14 protein-coding genes and 1 pseudogene are annotated in these 16,257 nt (G+C 58.6%); 9 read left to right on the top strand and 6 right to left on the bottom strand.

The genetic code is table 11. The features are described from left to right. Positions 1 to 87 precede the first annotated feature (87 nt). Complete coding sequence (kynU, locus tag ACR0B8_RS01655; RefSeq protein WP_480657871.1) at positions 88 to 1,281, top strand: kynureninase; 1,194 nt, start codon at positions 88 to 90, stop codon at positions 1,279 to 1,281. On the opposite strand, the gene ACR0B8_RS01650 is transcribed toward kynU, so the two are convergent. After that, positions 1,274 to 1,852: a TetR/AcrR family transcriptional regulator gene (locus ACR0B8_RS01650; RefSeq protein WP_480657873.1), complete on the bottom strand. Its 579-nt coding sequence runs from the start codon at positions 1,850 to 1,852 to the stop codon at positions 1,274 to 1,276. The genes kynU and ACR0B8_RS01650 overlap by 8 nt on opposite strands. Before the next feature lie 99 nt (positions 1,853 to 1,951). Here ACR0B8_RS01650 and ACR0B8_RS01645 point away from each other — a divergent pair, with 99 nt between their 5' ends. Further along, positions 1,952 to 2,416, top strand: coding sequence for a (2Fe-2S)-binding protein (locus tag ACR0B8_RS01645; protein ID WP_170348095.1), 465 nt, complete (start codon positions 1,952 to 1,954; stop codon positions 2,414 to 2,416). A gap of 3 nt (positions 2,417 to 2,419) precedes the next feature. Further along, a complete protein-coding gene (locus ACR0B8_RS01640; RefSeq protein WP_226688686.1) occupies positions 2,420 to 4,660 on the top strand; it encodes a xanthine dehydrogenase family protein molybdopterin-binding subunit in 2,241 nt (746 codons plus the stop codon). Between the two features lie 40 nt (positions 4,661 to 4,700). On the opposite strand, the gene ACR0B8_RS01635 is transcribed toward ACR0B8_RS01640, so the two are convergent. The 3 genes from ACR0B8_RS01635 to ACR0B8_RS01625 all read right to left on the bottom strand — a co-directional run bounded on the left by ACR0B8_RS01635 (position 4,701) and on the right by ACR0B8_RS01625 (position 8,284). Beyond that, complete coding sequence (locus ACR0B8_RS01635; protein WP_170348090.1) at positions 4,701 to 5,480, bottom strand: gamma-glutamyl-gamma-aminobutyrate hydrolase family protein; 780 nt, start codon at positions 5,478 to 5,480, stop codon at positions 4,701 to 4,703. Positions 5,481 to 5,700: 220 nt separating this feature from the next. Next, positions 5,701 to 6,126: a GlcG/HbpS family heme-binding protein gene (locus ACR0B8_RS01630; protein ID WP_170348089.1), complete on the bottom strand. Its 426-nt coding sequence runs from the start codon at positions 6,124 to 6,126 to the stop codon at positions 5,701 to 5,703. 25 nt (positions 6,127 to 6,151) lie between these two features. Beyond that, positions 6,152 to 8,284: a malate synthase G gene (locus ACR0B8_RS01625; RefSeq protein ID WP_480657875.1), complete on the bottom strand. Its 2,133-nt coding sequence runs from the start codon at positions 8,282 to 8,284 to the stop codon at positions 6,152 to 6,154. Between the two features lie 206 nt (positions 8,285 to 8,490). Here ACR0B8_RS01625 and pepN point away from each other — a divergent pair, with 206 nt between their 5' ends. From pepN to ACR0B8_RS01600, 5 genes are all read left to right on the top strand, one after another. Continuing rightward, positions 8,491 to 11,043, top strand: a complete 2,553-nt coding sequence (gene pepN / locus ACR0B8_RS01620) for an aminopeptidase N (protein ID WP_480657877.1) — start codon at positions 8,491 to 8,493, stop codon at positions 11,041 to 11,043. Then, positions 11,040 to 11,468: a hypothetical protein gene (locus ACR0B8_RS01615; protein WP_226688689.1), complete on the top strand. Its 429-nt coding sequence runs from the start codon at positions 11,040 to 11,042 to the stop codon at positions 11,466 to 11,468. Before pepN ends, ACR0B8_RS01615 begins: the two co-directional genes overlap by 4 nt. Before the next feature lie 260 nt (positions 11,469 to 11,728). Then, positions 11,729 to 12,859, top strand: coding sequence for a hypothetical protein (locus ACR0B8_RS01610; RefSeq protein ID WP_480657879.1), 1,131 nt, complete (start codon positions 11,729 to 11,731; stop codon positions 12,857 to 12,859). 70 nt (positions 12,860 to 12,929) lie between these two features. Beyond that, on the top strand, positions 12,930 to 14,441 hold the full coding sequence (gene gatB, locus ACR0B8_RS01605; protein ID WP_480657881.1) for an Asp-tRNA(Asn)/Glu-tRNA(Gln) amidotransferase subunit GatB: 1,512 nt from the start codon (positions 12,930 to 12,932) through the stop codon (positions 14,439 to 14,441). A 140-nt stretch (positions 14,442 to 14,581) separates the two neighbouring features. Beyond that, positions 14,582 to 14,992: a DUF4177 domain-containing protein gene (locus ACR0B8_RS01600; RefSeq protein ID WP_170360230.1), complete on the top strand. Its 411-nt coding sequence runs from the start codon at positions 14,582 to 14,584 to the stop codon at positions 14,990 to 14,992. Between the two features lie 17 nt (positions 14,993 to 15,009). Here the strand turns inward: ACR0B8_RS01600 and ACR0B8_RS01595 are convergent. Both ACR0B8_RS01595 and ACR0B8_RS01590 read right to left on the bottom strand, forming a co-directional pair. Further along, positions 15,010 to 15,114 (bottom strand): annotated as a pseudogene (locus tag ACR0B8_RS01595) (GDCCVxC domain-containing (seleno)protein); the annotation flags it as partial. A gap of 152 nt (positions 15,115 to 15,266) precedes the next feature. Next, positions 15,267 to 15,521 carry a BolA family protein gene (locus ACR0B8_RS01590; protein WP_226688692.1) on the bottom strand — a complete coding sequence of 85 codons (255 nt, stop codon included), beginning with the start codon at positions 15,519 to 15,521 and terminating at the stop codon, positions 15,267 to 15,269. 108 nt (positions 15,522 to 15,629) lie between these two features. Between ACR0B8_RS01590 and ACR0B8_RS01585 the strand changes: the two genes are divergently transcribed. Further along, a complete protein-coding gene (locus tag ACR0B8_RS01585) occupies positions 15,630 to 16,253 on the top strand; it encodes a J domain-containing protein (protein WP_170348074.1) in 624 nt (207 codons plus the stop codon). The last annotated feature ends 4 nt before the right edge of the window (positions 16,254 to 16,257 follow it).

The following is a 16,257-nucleotide window of genomic DNA, read 5'->3' as shown; positions in this document are numbered from 1 at the left end:
CAGGTTGTCGCATCAATGGACAGGCCGATACGGATCGGCTAGGCCGAAAGAAAGCAACACAACACAACACAAAGTAGTGAGCCGCCCATGACCGACTTTGCCGCGACCAAAGCCATGTTCGATCTGCCCGAGGATGTCATTTATCTGGACGGCAATTCGCTGGGTCCGTTGCCGCTAGCTGCCAGTGATCGTGTCAGTGACATGATGGTCAAGGAATGGGGCCAGATGCTGATCACCGGCTGGAACAAGGCCGGATGGATGGGTTTGCCGACCGGCCTGGGCGACCGCATTGGCCGTCTGATCGGCGCGGAACCCGGGACGGTTGTGACCGGCGACACCCTGTCGATCAAAGTGTATCAGGCCGTGGCATCTGCGCTGGAACTGTGCCCGGACCGCAAGGTGGTCCTGTCGGATAACGGCAACTTCCCGTCTGATTTGTATATGGTGGACGGGCTGCTACGCTCGCTGGGGCCGGGTTATGAACTACGCGTTGTCGCACCCGAGGACGTGGCCGCTAACATAACCGACGACGTCGCCGTGTTGATGCTGACCGAGGTCGACTATCGCAGCGGGCGCATACACGACATGAAGGTGCTGACCGAACTGGCACATGCAAACGGGACGGTCACTGTCTGGGATCTGGCCCATTCCGCCGGAGCTATCCCAGTGGACCTGTCCGGCTGCAACGCCGATTTCGCGGTGGGCTGCACATATAAATACCTTAACGGGGGCCCCGGTGCGCCAGCCTTTATCTATGTCGCGCCACGCTTGACAGATCGCGCCCGTCCGGCCTTGTCAGGTTGGCTGGGGCACGAGGCCCCCTTCGCCTTCGATCTGGACTATCGCCCCGGCAGCGGGATCGAGAGGATGCGGGTCGGCACCCCTCCGATCCTTCAGATGACCGCCCTGTCCGCCGCGATGGACATCTGGGACATGGCGGACATGGCTGATGTACGCGCCAAATCCATCGACTTGACTGAATTGTTCATAGCCCGTGTCGAAGGCACCTGCCCTGAGTTGGAACTGGCCAGCCCACGTGATCCGCAGCAGCGCGGCAGTCAGGTCTCGTTCCGGTTTACTGAAGGTTACGCCGCCATGCAGGCTCTGATCGCGCGCGGCGTGATCGGAGATTTCCGTGCGCCGGATATCATGCGCTTCGGGTTCACGCCTTTGTATATCGACGCGAGGGACGTCGAGCGCGCTGTCGAAATCTTGGCTGACATTATGCAAAACCGTTTATGGGATGCACCGGAATTCAAAGTGCGGCAGCGGGTTACCTGACCTCAAGCCCCGCACCGATCAACGCCGCGATCTGCGCAACCTGCTGTTCATAGACCTCTGCACCTGCACCGATCAGCTTAAGCCCCTTAAGCGTGGCCGTAATCGTCCGACCAGTCTCGGCCGCACCGGCCAGCAGGCGCACCCGCCCGGCCCCTTCTTGCTGTGTCAGCCAATCCGCGTATAGCCCTGACAGTTTAGCCTCACCCTCCGCGATGATCTCGGCGGACAAGGATTTGGTGTTGTCCAGCATCTCAAGCCCATGAGGCGAGGCCAGTATCGCGGCCATCCCTGCCGTCTGCGCCTGAATCGCACTGGCTAGAACCTCGGACACTGAACCTGACGTTGCCAGCGCCTCGGCAACAGCCGCGCATTTTTCGACATAGTAGATCTCGGTCAGTTTACTGACGATCGCCTCTTTGTTCTTGAAATGCATATACAGCGCCGGCCGGGACATCCCCGCCCCCTGCGCAATGTCATCCATCGAGGTTTTTCGGTACCCATAGGCGGCAAAAGCCTGAAAAGCCGAGTTCAGGATGGTTTTTTGCCGTAAATCGTCAACTGCTTCCGTCATACCAGAACCTCTGACATTTTTTGTATATTTTGTCAATTGACACACTGACACTTTGCGCTAAATATGTCAGCAACCAGCCACAGCCAGATGAGGTGCGCCATGGCGACCACCCTGAAGATTAACGGTAAGCAACATCAGGTTGACCTGCCCGATGACGTCCCCTTGCTTTGGGTCTTGCGCGATGAGGTCGGCCTGACCGGCACCAAATTCGGCTGCGGCGTGGCGGCCTGTGGTGCCTGCACGGTTCATATTGATGGCGAGGCTGTACGCTCGTGCCAGGTGAGCCTGTCGGATGTTTGGGGCGATGTCACCACGATTGAAGGTATCGGGACGCCTGGTACGATGGCGACAATCCAGCAAGCCTGGGTCGATCATCAGGTGGCGCAGTGCGGATATTGCCAGTCGGGCCAGATCATGCAGGCCGCTGCGTTGCTGGCTGAAAACCCTGCACCTTCGGACGCCGATATTGATGAGGCGATGCAGGGCAACCTGTGTCGTTGTGGCACCTACCCCCGTATCCGCGCTGCGATCCATGACGCGGCTGGCAAACTGAAGGAGGCGTAACTCATGGCTTCTGTTGGTAAAATCCTTCGCCGCACTTTCCTGATCGGCTCGGCCGCAATTGTCGGCGGCGTAGCATTCGGCGCCTATTATGTCAGCCGCCCCGCCGCGAACCCGCTAAAACCTGGCGAGGGTCAGGCGGCGTTGAACCCGTTTGTCCTGATCGACCAAAACGGCGTAACCCTCTTTGCACCGCGCGCTGAAATGGGTCAGGGCGTCAAGACCACATGGGCCGCGCTGATTGCCGAGGAATTGGACGTGGATCTGAACCAGATCACTGTGCTGCACGGTCCGGCGGCAGCGGCCTACTATAACTCTGCCATGCTGGGGGAAGGTTTGCCCAACAAGGGTTATGACATCTCGGACTTCCAGCACAATCTGGGCGAAGCGCTGGGTGTGCTTGGCAAAGCTCTTCACCTCCAGGTCACGGGTGGTTCGACATCGATGAAGGATGGGTTCGAGCGAATGCGTCAGGCCGGTGCCTCGGCCCGAGACACGCTCAAACGCGCTGCGGCCCTTCGTTTGGGTGTTGACCCGTCGGAACTGGGAACTGCCGCAGGGCATGTCATCGCGCCAAATGGCGACAAGATTGCCTATACGGACTTGGCCGTAGACGCCGCTGGGCTTGAGCCGGTTGAAGTGCCCCTTCGCGATCCGTCCGAATGGCGTTATCTGGGCCAAACCCAGCCGCGTCTGGACATGGTCGAAAAGGCAACTGGTACCGCCGAGTTTGGCGTCGATGTTCGCCTGCCGGGGATGAAATTCGCGGCCGTGCGCATGAACCCCAAGCTGGGCGGCGCGATGAATGGTTTTGACGACAGCGCCGCGCAATCCATGCCGGGGGTCGAGAAAATCGTTGATCTGGGCACAGGTGTCGCCGTGATTGCCAACAACACGTGGCTCGCCAATCAAGCAGTCGAGGCCATCGACGTGGATTGGGGTGACGCCCCCTACCCGCCCGAGACGGATGGCATTTTCACCAAGATCGCCGAGGCGTTTGATGACTCGGCGAATTCGACAATGCGCGACGATGGCGATGTCAGCGTCACACCCGAAGGCGCAACCGAGATTACCGCAGAGTATCAAGTGCCCTATTTGGCCCATGCCACGATGGAGCCGATGAACGCCACCGCGCTGTATACCGGCGATGCGTTGGAGCTGTGGTGCGGCAATCAGGCCCCAACCCTGATCCGGTTCCGCGCGGCCAACACCGCTAATCTGGACACCGAAGCGGTACAGATCCACACCACATATCTGGGTGGTGGGTTTGGTCGCCGGGGTGAACTGGATTTCGGCGAGATTGCCACCAAGGTTGCCATGGCCATGCCCGGCACCCCGGTTCAGACGACCTGGAGCCGCGAAGAAGATATGCGCCACGACTATTACCGCCCCGGCGCCATTGCCCGGATGCGCGGGGCAGTGCAGGACGGCAAGGCAGTTCTGATTGACGGCAAAGTTTCGGCGCAATCCTGCACGCAGCAGGCCGTGACGAGATACACTGGCATGCCTGGTGCCGGCCCGGACAAGGTTCTGGTCGAAGGTTTTTTCAACCAGCCCTACGCGGTGCCGAACTACCGCATGAGCGGCCACATCCCCAAACTTGACGTCCCCGTCGGGTTCTGGCGGTCGGTCGGCAACAGCCATAACGGCTTCTTCCACGAAACCTTCATGGATGAGATGGCTTATGCCGCGGGCCGCGACCCGCTGGAATTCCGGTTGGAACTGATGAAGGGTGAACACGCCCCCTCGGCCGGTTGCCTCGAAGCAGTGCGCGAGATGTCCGGATGGACCGGGCAGACACCGGACGGCGTGGGGCGCGGCGTGGCGTTCACCTACAGTTTCGGTACTCCGGTCGCACAAGTGATCGAGGTGGTAGACGAAGACGGCACCATCCGCATCAACAAGGCGTGGATTGCCTGTGATATGGGGCTGGCTCTGGACCCCGAGAACGTCAAAGCGCAGATGTTCGGCGGCATGATGTATGGTCTGTCAGCAGCCTGCTACGGCGAGATCACCTTTGCCGAAGGTGAGGTCGAGCAATACAACTTCCCCGACTACGATGCGATCCGAATGCATACTGCTCCGCAGGTTGAGGTGCGCGTGCTGGAAACCAACCGCCACATGGGTGGCGCGGGCGAACCCGGAACGCCGCCATCAATGCCGGCGCTTGGCAATGCGTTGTTTGATCTGACCGGAGAACGCGCCCGAAAGCTGCCTCTGAATCAGCAGTTTGATCTGTTGATTTGATTGCAATGCGCCGGTCCCCTTTTGTGGATCAGCGCGACATTCACGCCCGTTGCTGTACCAGACTGGCATCCGAACCGGTGGCCCATGCCCGTACGGCGGCACCGAATGCCTCGAACAAAGGTCGGGAAACGGGATCGTTCATTGCATCCCATTCAGGGTGCCATTGCACCGATAGAGTAAAGCCTGGTGCATCCTTGATATAGATCGCCTCGGGCGTACCATCAGGCGCGTGGCCGTCGATGACAACACGGTCACCGACCGTCTTGATACCCTGCCCGTGCAAAGTGTTGGTCATCACTTCGGGCGCGCCGAATAGTTGGTGGAATACGCCACCTTCGTCCAGTGTCACCACATGTCGCAAGGCAAACTTCTCTTCCAAAGTCCCGTCCGGGGGCATGCGGTGGTTCATTCGACCCGGCAAATCGCGTATTTCAGGGTAGAGCGTGCCGCCCATGGCGACGTTGACCTCTTGAAACCCGCGGCAGATGCCCATGAAGGGCTGACCACGCTCGACACAGGCCCGAACCAAAGGCAAAGTGACCGCATCCCGCGCCCGGTCGAACTCACCATGCGCGTCAGTGGCGTCCTCGCCGTATTCTTCGGGATGTACATTCGGGCGCCCACCGGTCAGCAGGAACCCGTCGCAGACCTCAAGCAATTCCTCAACCGTGACAAAGCGCGGGTCGGATGGAATCAGCAGCGGCAGGCAATGCGAAACATTTGCCACGGCCTCAGAGTTCATCGTTCCACCCGCATGGGTAGGGTATTCATCGTTCATAAGGTAAGAGTTGCCGATGATACCGACGACAGGTCGAGACATTCCGCATTCCTTGCAGTTTCTGTAACTAACAGGGAAGCTATCCTCAGCAGAAAGAACGTGCAACAGAACACGCCCTGCATGACGGCGCAAGGACGTGTTCAACTGCGCACAAAACGTTCGGGCTATATGGCAAATGTCGGAACAGAATTACAAATGATACCAAGTTTTTGAGAGTTTTTCCCTATTCTCTGGAAAAACCAGCACCACAGACTGATCGAAATCAGGCTTCTCCGGTCAGGCCTGCCCCCTCGACCCCGGTCATACCCGCAACGACATCATTGTCCGAAGTGTCGCCTGTCACACCAATGGCCCCGATCACCGCGCCCTTGCGATCACGCAGCAAAATTCCCCCCGGAACCGGCACAACCTGACCACCATAAACGCCGTTCACCGCATTCATGAAATAAGCCTGAGCTTCGGCACGTTGCATTTGCGCAGTGCCCGCCATGCCCAGCATGACCGACCCGTAAGCCTTACCATGCGCGATAGCGAAACGGCCGGGCGCTGCGCCATCTTCACGTTCAAACGCGATGACGTGCCCGCCCGCATCCAAGACCACGACCGAGAGCGGCTTCAGCTCCATCTCGCGGCCTTTCTCAAGAGTTTTGCGAATGATCGTGCGGGCTTTGCGCAGAGAAATGGTCATGGTGTGTCCTAACGTTTTTGCGAAGTTAAAGGCTGGCTTTCAGTTCAAGACGGCGCGCATGCAGAACCGGCTCGGTATACCCCGAAGGTTGAATACGTCCCTTGAATACCAGATCACACGCGGCCTGGAAGGCGATCCCGTCGAACCCCGGCGCCATCGGCGAGTATTCAGGATCATTTTCGTTCTGACGGTCCACCACGGCAGCCATTTTTTGCATCGCAGCCATCAATTGTTCTTTACTGACGACACCATGATGCAGCCAGTTGGCTAGTGCCTGCGAGGAAATCCGGCAGGTTGCCCGATCCTCCATCAGACCCACATCGTTGATATCCGGCACTTTCGAGCAGCCCACGCCCTGATCAATCCAGCGCACGACATATCCCAAAATGCCCTGCGCGCTGTTTTCGATCTCACGCGTGATCTCATCTTCGCTGAGGTTGCGGCCATCCAGCAGCGGTATCGTCAGCAAATCCCGCAACGTGCCACGGGCGCCACCAGCGGCCAGTTCGTCCTGACGGGCCAGAACGTCGACCTTGTGGTAATGCGTGGCGTGCAGGGTCGCAGCGGTCGGTGACGGCACCCAGGCGCAGGTCGCGCCGGATTGCGGATGGCCGATCTTGACCTCAAGCATCTCACCCATACGGTCGGGCATCGCCCACATGCCTTTACCGATCTGGGCTTTGCTCTTCAGGCCGCAAGCCAGACCGATATCGACGTTACGGTCTTCGTAAGACGCAATCCAGGGCGTGTTCTTGATGTCGCCTTTGGGCAGCACCGGACCTGCTTCCATCGAGGTATGAATCTCGTCCCCCGTCCGGTCCAAAAAGCCGGTATTGATGAAAGCCACGCGCGATTTCGCAGCTCGGATACATTCCTTGAGGTTGGCCGAAGTGCGGCGTTCCTCATCCATGATGCCCAGTTTTACGGTGTTGCGCGGCAGACCGAGAATGTCTTCGACCAAGTCAAAAATCTCGACCGAGAATGCCACCTCTTCCGGTCCGTGCATCTTGGGTTTCACCACGTAAACCGACCCGTTGACCGAATTGCCGCCTTCGCGCTGCAGATCGTGCATTGCGATCACAGTGGTGCAGAGCGCATCCATTAGACCTTCACCGGTCTCATTGCCGTCGGCATCCAGTACGGCGGGGTTGGTCATCAGGTGACCCACGTTACGCACCAGCATCAGCGAGCGGCCTTTCAGCGTTGCCTGCTCGCCATCTGCGGTGGTGTAATCGACATCCTCTGCCAGCTTGCGGGTGAAGGTATTTCCGCCTTTGGAAACCTCTTGCGTCAAGTCACCTTTCATCAGGCCCAGCCAGTTGCCATAGGCCACAACCTTGTCTTCGGCATCAACACAAGCAACCGAGTCTTCGCAGTCCATGATCGTTGACAAGGCCGCTTCGACGACCACATCGGCGATGCCTGCCGGGTCGGATGCGCCAATCGTGCTGGACGGATCGATCACGATTTTGACGTGCAGACCGTTGTTCTTCAGCAGTACGAATTCGGGGTTTTCAGCGGCGGCGCCATATCCAACAAAACGCGAGGAGTCCGCCAGCGCGGGCACCAGTGCCCCGTTTTCCACACGCAGTTCCGAGACATCCGCCCACGATCCGCTGGCCAGCGGTGCAGCGTCATCCAGAAAACCTTTGGCCCAGGCGATCACCCGTGCGCCGCGTTCAGTGTCATATCCTTTGCCAATGGGAAGATCACCCATCGCATCAGTGCCATACAGCCCATCATACAAACTGCCCCAACGGGCGTTCGCAGCGTTCAGGGCAAAACGGGCATTGGTAATCGGAACAACCAACTGCGGCCCGGGGATTGCTGCGATTTCGGGATCGACATTTGCCGTTTCAATCTGGAAATCGGGGCCTTCTTCTACCAGATACCCGATTTCTCGCAGGAATGCCTCGTATGCGGCGGCATCATGGGCTTGCCCCTTGCGTTCCAGATGCCAACCATCAAGACGGCTTTGAATTTCCGACCGCTTAGCAAGCAGTTCCCGATTTTTTGGGCCAAGCTCATCAACCAAGCGGGCGAAACCGGACCAGAACACCTCGGGCGTGACACCTGTTCCAGGCAATGCCTGATTTTCGATGAAATCCGCCAGCTCCCAGGCAATCTGCAGCCCTTTCCGGGTTTCTCTGCCGCTCATAAGTCAATTCTCCCGCATTGTGTACGTTGGCATGCAGGCGTCAATTAGTGCGAAAGTTTCCGATAGGCAACAGACCCCTCAAGTTTCCGGTGGAATTTGAAGACCAAATTGACCTGCTTGGTGGTTCGGAATACCCAGCATCGGCTTGCGGCTGTCAAGTGATCCCCATAACGTCACGCCAGAACTCAACCTATACGAGGCCCCCGATGCGTGACGCTGCCCCCACCACGATCTATCTGAAAGATTACACGCCTTTTGGCTATCTTGTGGACAGCGTGCATCTGACCTTTGATCTGGCAGATCATGCCACACGCGTTACGTCTCGTATCGCGTTCCGCCCCAACCCCGAGGCAACGGATCGTACGTTTTTTCTGCATGGCGAAGACCTGACCCTTATCCGGGCGGTTGTTGACGGGGTCGAAGTCACCCCCAATGTCACCGACAAGGGCCTGACTGTTGAAGTCCCCAATGCGCCCTTCATCTGGGAGGCCGTTGTCGAGATCGACCCCGGTAACAACACCGCGCTTGAGGGCCTGTATATGTCGAACGGCATGTATTGCACCCAGTGCGAGGCTGAAGGTTTCCGCAAGATCACCTATTACCCCGACCGGCCCGACGTGATGTCCGTGTTCACTGTACGCATCAACGGTGACTTGCCGGTCTTGCTGTCCAACGGCAACCCCTCGGGCAAGGGAGAAGGCTGGGCTGAATGGACCGACCCGTGGCCCAAACCCGCCTATCTGTTCGCGCTGGTCGCAGGCGACCTGATCGCCCATCCCGGTCAGTTCACCACCATGTCGGGCCGTGACGTGGAACTGAACCTCTGGGTGCGCCCCGGAGACGAAGGCAAATGCGCCTTTGGGATGGAGGCACTGAAAAAGTCGATGAAATGGGACGAAGACGTCTATGGCCGCGAATACGATCTGGACGTGTTCAACATCGTGGCCGTCGATGACTTCAACATGGGCGCGATGGAGAACAAGGGGCTGAACATCTTCAACTCTTCCGCCGTTCTGGCCAGCCCCGAAACCTCGACCGATGCCAATTTCGAACGGATTGAAGCGATCATCGCGCACGAATACTTCCACAACTGGACCGGCAACCGAATTACCTGCCGCGACTGGTTCCAGCTGTGTTTGAAAGAGGGCCTGACGGTGTTTCGCGATGCGCAGTTTACGTCCGATATGCGCTCGGCCCCGGTGAAACGCATCCATGATGCGATCGACCTGCGCGCACGGCAGTTCCCCGAGGATAACGGTCCGTTGTCACACCCGGTTCGCCCTGAAAGCTTTCAGGAAATCAACAACTTCTACACCGCGACTGTTTACGAAAAAGGCGCCGAAGTCATCGCCATGCTCAAGCGGTTGGTGGGGGATGAGGCCTATGCGCAGGCGCTGAACCTCTATTTCGACCGTCATGACGGGCAGGCCTGCACCATCGAAGACTGGATCAAGGTGTTCGAGGATACGACCGGTCGCGATCTGACCCAGTTCAAGCGTTGGTACAGCCAATCCGGCACACCGCGCATCTCAGTTGCCGAAGACTGGCAGGATGGCACCTATACCCTGACCCTGTCACAAAGCACCAAGCCAACACCCGGCCAGCCCAAGAAACTGCCGCAGGTAATCCCCGTCGCCGTGGGCCTGCTGGGCCAGAACGGGGACGAAGTGCGCGCCACCGAAGTGTTGGAGCTGACCGAAGCCGAGCAAAGCTTTACTTTCACTGGACTGGCAGCAAAACCTGTGGCCTCGATCCTGCGCGATTTCTCGGCCCCGGTCATTCTGGAACATGACCACACGGATGCCGAACGCGCATTTTTGCTGGCCCACGACACCGATCCGTTCAACCGTTGGCAGGCAGGGAGGTCGCTTGCGCAAGATACGCTGCTGCGCATGATCCGCGAAGATGCAGCGCCGGGAACAAACTATCTGGATGGTATGTTGGCCGTGCTGCGTGACGGCGATCTGGACCCAGCCTATCGCTCTTTGATGTTGGGTCTGCCAACGCAATCCGAACTGGCTGCGGCCTTGTTTGAAAGTGGTAATACCCCTGATCCGATGGCGATATGGACCGCCGTCGAAACCCTGCGCCAAGCGACCGCACAGCATGTGCAGGACCTGCTGCCAAGGCTGCGCAGCGAAACATTGATCGACGCGCCGTTCAGCCCCGATGCTGATCAGGCCGGCAAGCGGGCACTTGGTGGCGCAGTACTGTACTTGACTTCGCGGCTGGATGGCGGTGCCAAAGCGGCCGAGGAATACGCAGCAGCCGACAACATGACCCGCCAACTGACCGCCTTGTCTTGCCTTTTGCGGGCGGGCGCGGGCCAAACCGAACTCGCGGACTTTTACAGGCAGTGGCAGCATGACCGGCTGGTTGTCGATAAGTGGTTCGGCCTGCAGGTGACAACGGTCTCTCCTGAAACTACGCCGGATGTTACGCGCACATTGACCGAGCACCCTGATTTCAATTGGAAGAACCCCAACAGGTTCCGGGCAGTCATGGGGGCGTTGGCGATGAACCACGCCGGGTTCCATCGTGCGGACGGGGCAGGATATGCGTTGTTGGCAGACTGGCTGATCAGGCTGGACCCGGTTAACCCCCAGACCACCGCCAGGATGTGTTCTGCCTTCCAGACCTGGAAACGCTATGACACCGACCGTCAGGACCTGATGAAAGCTCAGCTGACGCGTATCGCCGACACACCGAACCTGTCGCGGGATACAACGGAAATGGTGTCTCGTATCCTCGGCGTATGACCCCGTTTACTTTCCAACGCCACAACAGGACCCCACGCGCCGTCGTGATCCTGATGTGCGTCTACGCGGGGCTGATCGCGTTGGTGATTCTGTTCGATGCGGCGTGGTGGCTGGTTGGTTTGCTGAGCTTGCCCACCCTGCCCGCCCTTTGGGACATTGCGCATGGCACAAGTGCCGGACTAACCCTGGATCACCGCGCAATACGATGGTTTTCAGGCAATCGCGAGGCCGAGGTTGCCTTGGCCGATATCGACCATGTCCGGCTCGACACGCGCTGGGACTTTTCCGTGCGCACGTCACTGGTTCTGGCCTCGGGCAAGCGGATTCGGCTGCCGGATGAAGCCACACCACCCCACAAGACCCTTGAAACTGTCGTGCAAGACGCCGGACTACGGGTTGAACGGCACCATTTCACTGTTTTCTGAAACAATCAGTCCGAAAGGGACCTATTCTCCCGGCTTGTCACGCAACACCCCCCAAAAAGCTTGAATTTGAGGCGATTTTCGGTCAAAGTTTCAAGCTAGCTTACCAGTTTTTTACGGTTTCGAGTTTTACCATGTTTCGGTTTTTCAGGGCACGTGAGGCCCTTTCTTGTTTATCCAAAGGTCAATCCACGCAAAACGTGCGGGCAACCGACTGCGCGGTGACGGCATCACTGCCGGATAAAGGGCAACTGAACATTCCAGTGGCCGATAACAGGGCCGAAGACCTGACAGCCCGTAACACCATTGAAGAAGGGCGCACACTGGCCAGACAGGACCGCTGGGCCAAGCTGTCCAAAATGATGCATGCCGCCGACAAGGACCGCGCTATCGCATCGGACGCAACACCGATTGCCGATCTGTTGGCCTTTGGCGCGCGTTCCGACGTTGTATTGGCAGTGGAACATGCCCTGTCGGATGGCAGCGCGCTGTGCGAATATGACTTGCTGGGCGGTATCTCAGAGCTTGAAGACGAAATGCGTGAGCATCCGAGTGATCCGATGATTACGCTGGTGGTCGCCTTAGCACACATTGACCTAGCCTGGGCATGGCGCGGAACCGCAACGGATGCCACGTTGCCGCCCCTTCACCGGTCGCGTTGCGCGGCCCATTTCGACCGGGCCGCAGACCTTTTGCCGACATGCCGCGCTGCGTTGCCAGACAGCCCCATTGTCGCAGCCGCAAGCTGTGCCCTGTTGGCAGGTCAACGGAAGACCAACCAGCGTGTAGCCGAAGAATACGAACGCCTGATCTCCCTGGACCCGCACAATCAGCGGCCTATGCGGGCGATGGGCACGCATCTGCTGCCGCGTTGGTTTGGCAGCTATGAAAAGCTTGAAGTTCAGGCACTGCGGAACGCCGCGCGGACTGGCGACATCTGGGGCGCTGGCGGCTATACTTGGGTCCAGTTTGACGCCATCGCATTGGACGAAGAGGCCTGCGCTCGTCTGGATGTCGAGTACTTCCTGGAAGGGTTGGATGACATTTTGCATCGCCGCCCCGATCAGCAGACCGTCAACATGCTTTCGGCCTATTGCGCCATCACGATACAGAACGGTCAGGGCCTGAACGAAAAGGCCGACCTTGTGCGCTCGCAAATTCACGAAGCTGCAAACAGGCTGATCCGCGACCACATGACTGAACTGCACCCGCTGATCTGGGCACATGCCGCGAATGGGTTCAACAACTCGGTTCGCATCAATTCTGCCGAACGGTTTGCAGCCCGCGGCAAGCGCGATGCGTTGCGTGCCATCCGTGATCTGTTCCGCGAGGAACTGCGCAGCGGCACGGACGTGACCTTTACACCGTCTGGTCTGCGCCTGTCTCAACACTGATTCCCCCTTGCCCCTCGCCCCTGCCGGGCCTAATACGCAGGCTTAGACTTCTGCGGAAATGAGGCGCGCCATGCTCGACCTGACATATGAAATGCCCAAACCCAAAACCATTGCCGGGGCCAAGCACGATTGGGAACTGGTGATCGGGATGGAGGTGCATGCGCAGGTCTCGTCCAATGCCAAACTGTTCTCGGGCGCATCGACCCAATTTGGGGCCGAACCGAACGCGAACGTGGCCTTTGTGGACGCGGCGATGCCGGGGATGCTGCCGGTGATCAACGAATATTGCGTGGAACAGACAGTACGCACCGGACTGGGCCTGAAGGCGGATATCAACCTGAAATCGGCTTTTGACCGCAAGAACTATTTCTATCCTGACCTGCCGCAGGGATACCAGATTTCCCAACTTTATCACCCGATTGTGGGTGAAGGTGAAGTGCTGGTTGAAATGGGTGATGGAACCGCGCGCAACGTGCGGATCGAACGCATCCATATGGAGCAGGATGCGGGCAAATCGATCCACGACATGGACCCGCATATGTCCTTTGTCGATTTGAACCGGACCGGTGTCTGCCTGATGGAGATCGTCAGCCGCCCCGACATTCGCGGACCCGAAGAAGCGGCGGCCTATATCGTCAAGCTGCGTCAGATCCTGCGCTATCTGGGCACCTGTGATGGCAACATGCAAAACGGCAACCTGCGGGCTGATGTGAACGTCTCAATCTGTTTGCCGGGCGCGTATGAGAAATACCAGGAAACGCAGGATTTCTCGCATCTGGGCACCCGCTGCGAAATCAAGAACATGAACTCGATGCGTTTTATCCAACAAGCGATCGAGGTTGAAGCCCGTCGTCAGATTGCCATCGTCGAAGCCGGCGGCAAGGTCGATCAGGAAACCCGCCTCTATGACCCGGACAAGGGTGAGACCCGCTCGATGCGGTCCAAGGAAGAGGCGCATGACTATCGCTACTTCCCCGACCCCGACCTGCTGCCGCTTGAGATCGAGCAGGCGTGGGTGGACGACATCGCCGCCAAACTGCCGGAACTGCCCGACGACAAGAAAGCTCGCTTCATCAGCGAGTTTGGCTTGACCGATTATGACGCGTCCGTGCTGACCGCCGAGGTGGAATCGGCCGCCTATTTCGAAGAAGTTGCCAAGGGCCGCAACGGTAAGCTGGCCGCAAACTGGGTCATCAACGAACTGTTCGGTCGTCTGAAGAAAGAAGACCACGACATAACGGAATCGCCCGTGTCTCCGGCACAATTGGGTGGGATCATCGACCTGATCGCATCGGACGCGATCTCGGGCAAGATCGCCAAGGACTTGTTCGAGATCGTCTATACCGAAGGCGGCGATCCGGCGCAGATCGTCGAAGAGCGCGGCATGAAACAGGTGACCGACACCGGCGCGATTGAATCCGCACTGGATGAGATCATCGCAGCCAACCCGGCGCAGGTTGAAAAGGCCAAGGTGAACCCGAAACTGGCGGGCTGGTTCGTCGGCCAGGTGATGAAGGCCACGGGTGGCAAGGCCAACCCCAAGGCGGTGAACGAACTGGTCAGCAAGAAGCTGGGCTCGTAAAGCCTTCGAGATATCGAACAGTCGCGGCGGGGTTTGAACAAAACCCTGCCGTTTTTCTTTCCGCCACGTCCATGCGATGATGACTTTCCCAAAATCGCCAACATGTTAGATTGCCGGAACCCGGCAACCAGGAAAATCCGATGCAGCGCTACGAATACAAAGTTGTCCCAGCCCCGCAAAAAGGCACCAAGGCCAAGGGCGTCAAAACCGCCGAAGGACGGTTTGCAGCATCCGTGGAACAGCTGCTGAACGAGATGGGGCAAGACGGCTGGGAATATCAGCGGGCCGAATTGCTGCCCAGCGAGGAACGCACTGGCCTGACCGGTTCAGCCGTGAACTGGCGCAATGTGTTGGTCTTTCGGCGCGAGATCGAAGCGTCTTTTGTCTCGACCCGTAACCCAACAGAAACGCCGGACAGCGTGCCGCTGGCGCAACCCGTACCTGGACCCGAAACAGTTGCTGCCCCGGCTCCGATTGCCGAAGAGGTGAATGACCCGCCCCTGTCGCTGAAAGGGTCCGAGGCGAAATCCGAACCTCAGGAAAAGCCCTGATCGCGGCGAGTCTCAAGTCAAGCGCAGCACGTTTTTCCCTGTTGTATCGGAGGGCAAGGCACCGTTGCGTATGAGCAATAGACGCAGCAATCGCCCTCCAGAGGCTTCAGCACTTGGTGGCAGGATTTGCATTCTTAGAACCACTGACACGCGTCCGTGGGCATGGTTTCCGTTTCGACGTGCCCACAGGATGGGCAGGTCAGGGTGGACTCGAGCGTAAAGGCCGTCTCCGTTCTGGACATTTGATCCCTCCCCTCAAAGCACTTTGGGCCAGCTACCCCCCAATATCCAGCGCCAGAGCATGGATGCGCGGCACGATATCGCCCAGCGCCTTGTGTACAGCGCGGTGGCTAACGACGCGGGACTGGCCCTCGAACGCGCTGGCGCGGATGCGGACATTGAAATGGCTCTCGCCTCCGTCCTGATACCCGGCATGGCCGCGGTGGCTTTCGCTGTCGTCGATGACCTCTAGCTCACGCGGATTGAACGCGGCTTCAAGGCGCTGATGGATTTCGTCACTCACGCTCATTTTTTCGCTCAGCGGCAAAAAATTTACCGCTCCCCCTCTTCTACTTTCGGCTGCTTAGACTAAACTGCTGCCTCCGAGTCGAAAAGATGCCTTGTCGAGGATCAGAGCATGGTAAAATCAGACCCCTTCGGATTCGATATGTCCGTTTCCAGCGCAAAGAAAAAGAACCCGCGCGGGCGCCGGGGGATGTCGGGCGCATCTGAGACCTCGACGCGAATCTGCGATCACGAGGGTTGTGAGGAAGCCGGTAAGTTCCGTGCGCCCAAGGCGCCGGACGTGCTGGACGACTTCTACTGGTTTTGCCAGCAGCACGTCCGCGAATATAACAACAAGTGGAACTTCTTCGACGGCACCACCGAGGCCGAGTTGAACGCTCAGCGCTCAAAAGACAAAGTGTGGGAGCGTGAGACCAAGCCGATGGGCGACCCCGAAGCGCGTGCCTGGGCCCGTCTGGGCATCGAAGACCCGCATCAGGTTCTGGGCGAGAACGCTACTAAGAACCCCGGCCGCGCCAATTCCGGAGGACGCCGCCTGCCCCCCACCGAACGCCGCGCAATCGAGATTCTTGAAGCGCAGGACAGCTGGTCCAAGGCTGAGGTGCGCAAGGCCTACAAAAAGCTGATCAAGGTATTGCACCCGGACATGAACGGCGGCGACCGTTCCCAAGAGGAACAGCTGCAAGAGGTCGTCTGGGCCTGGGATCAGATCAAGGACAGTCGGAATTTTAAGTAAGCTC

It is taken from the genome of Ruegeria sp. BH6, from assembly GCF_056538105.1.
The sequence above is the reverse complement of the archived record's forward strand: the minus strand, read 5'-3'. Positions and strand labels throughout refer to the sequence as shown.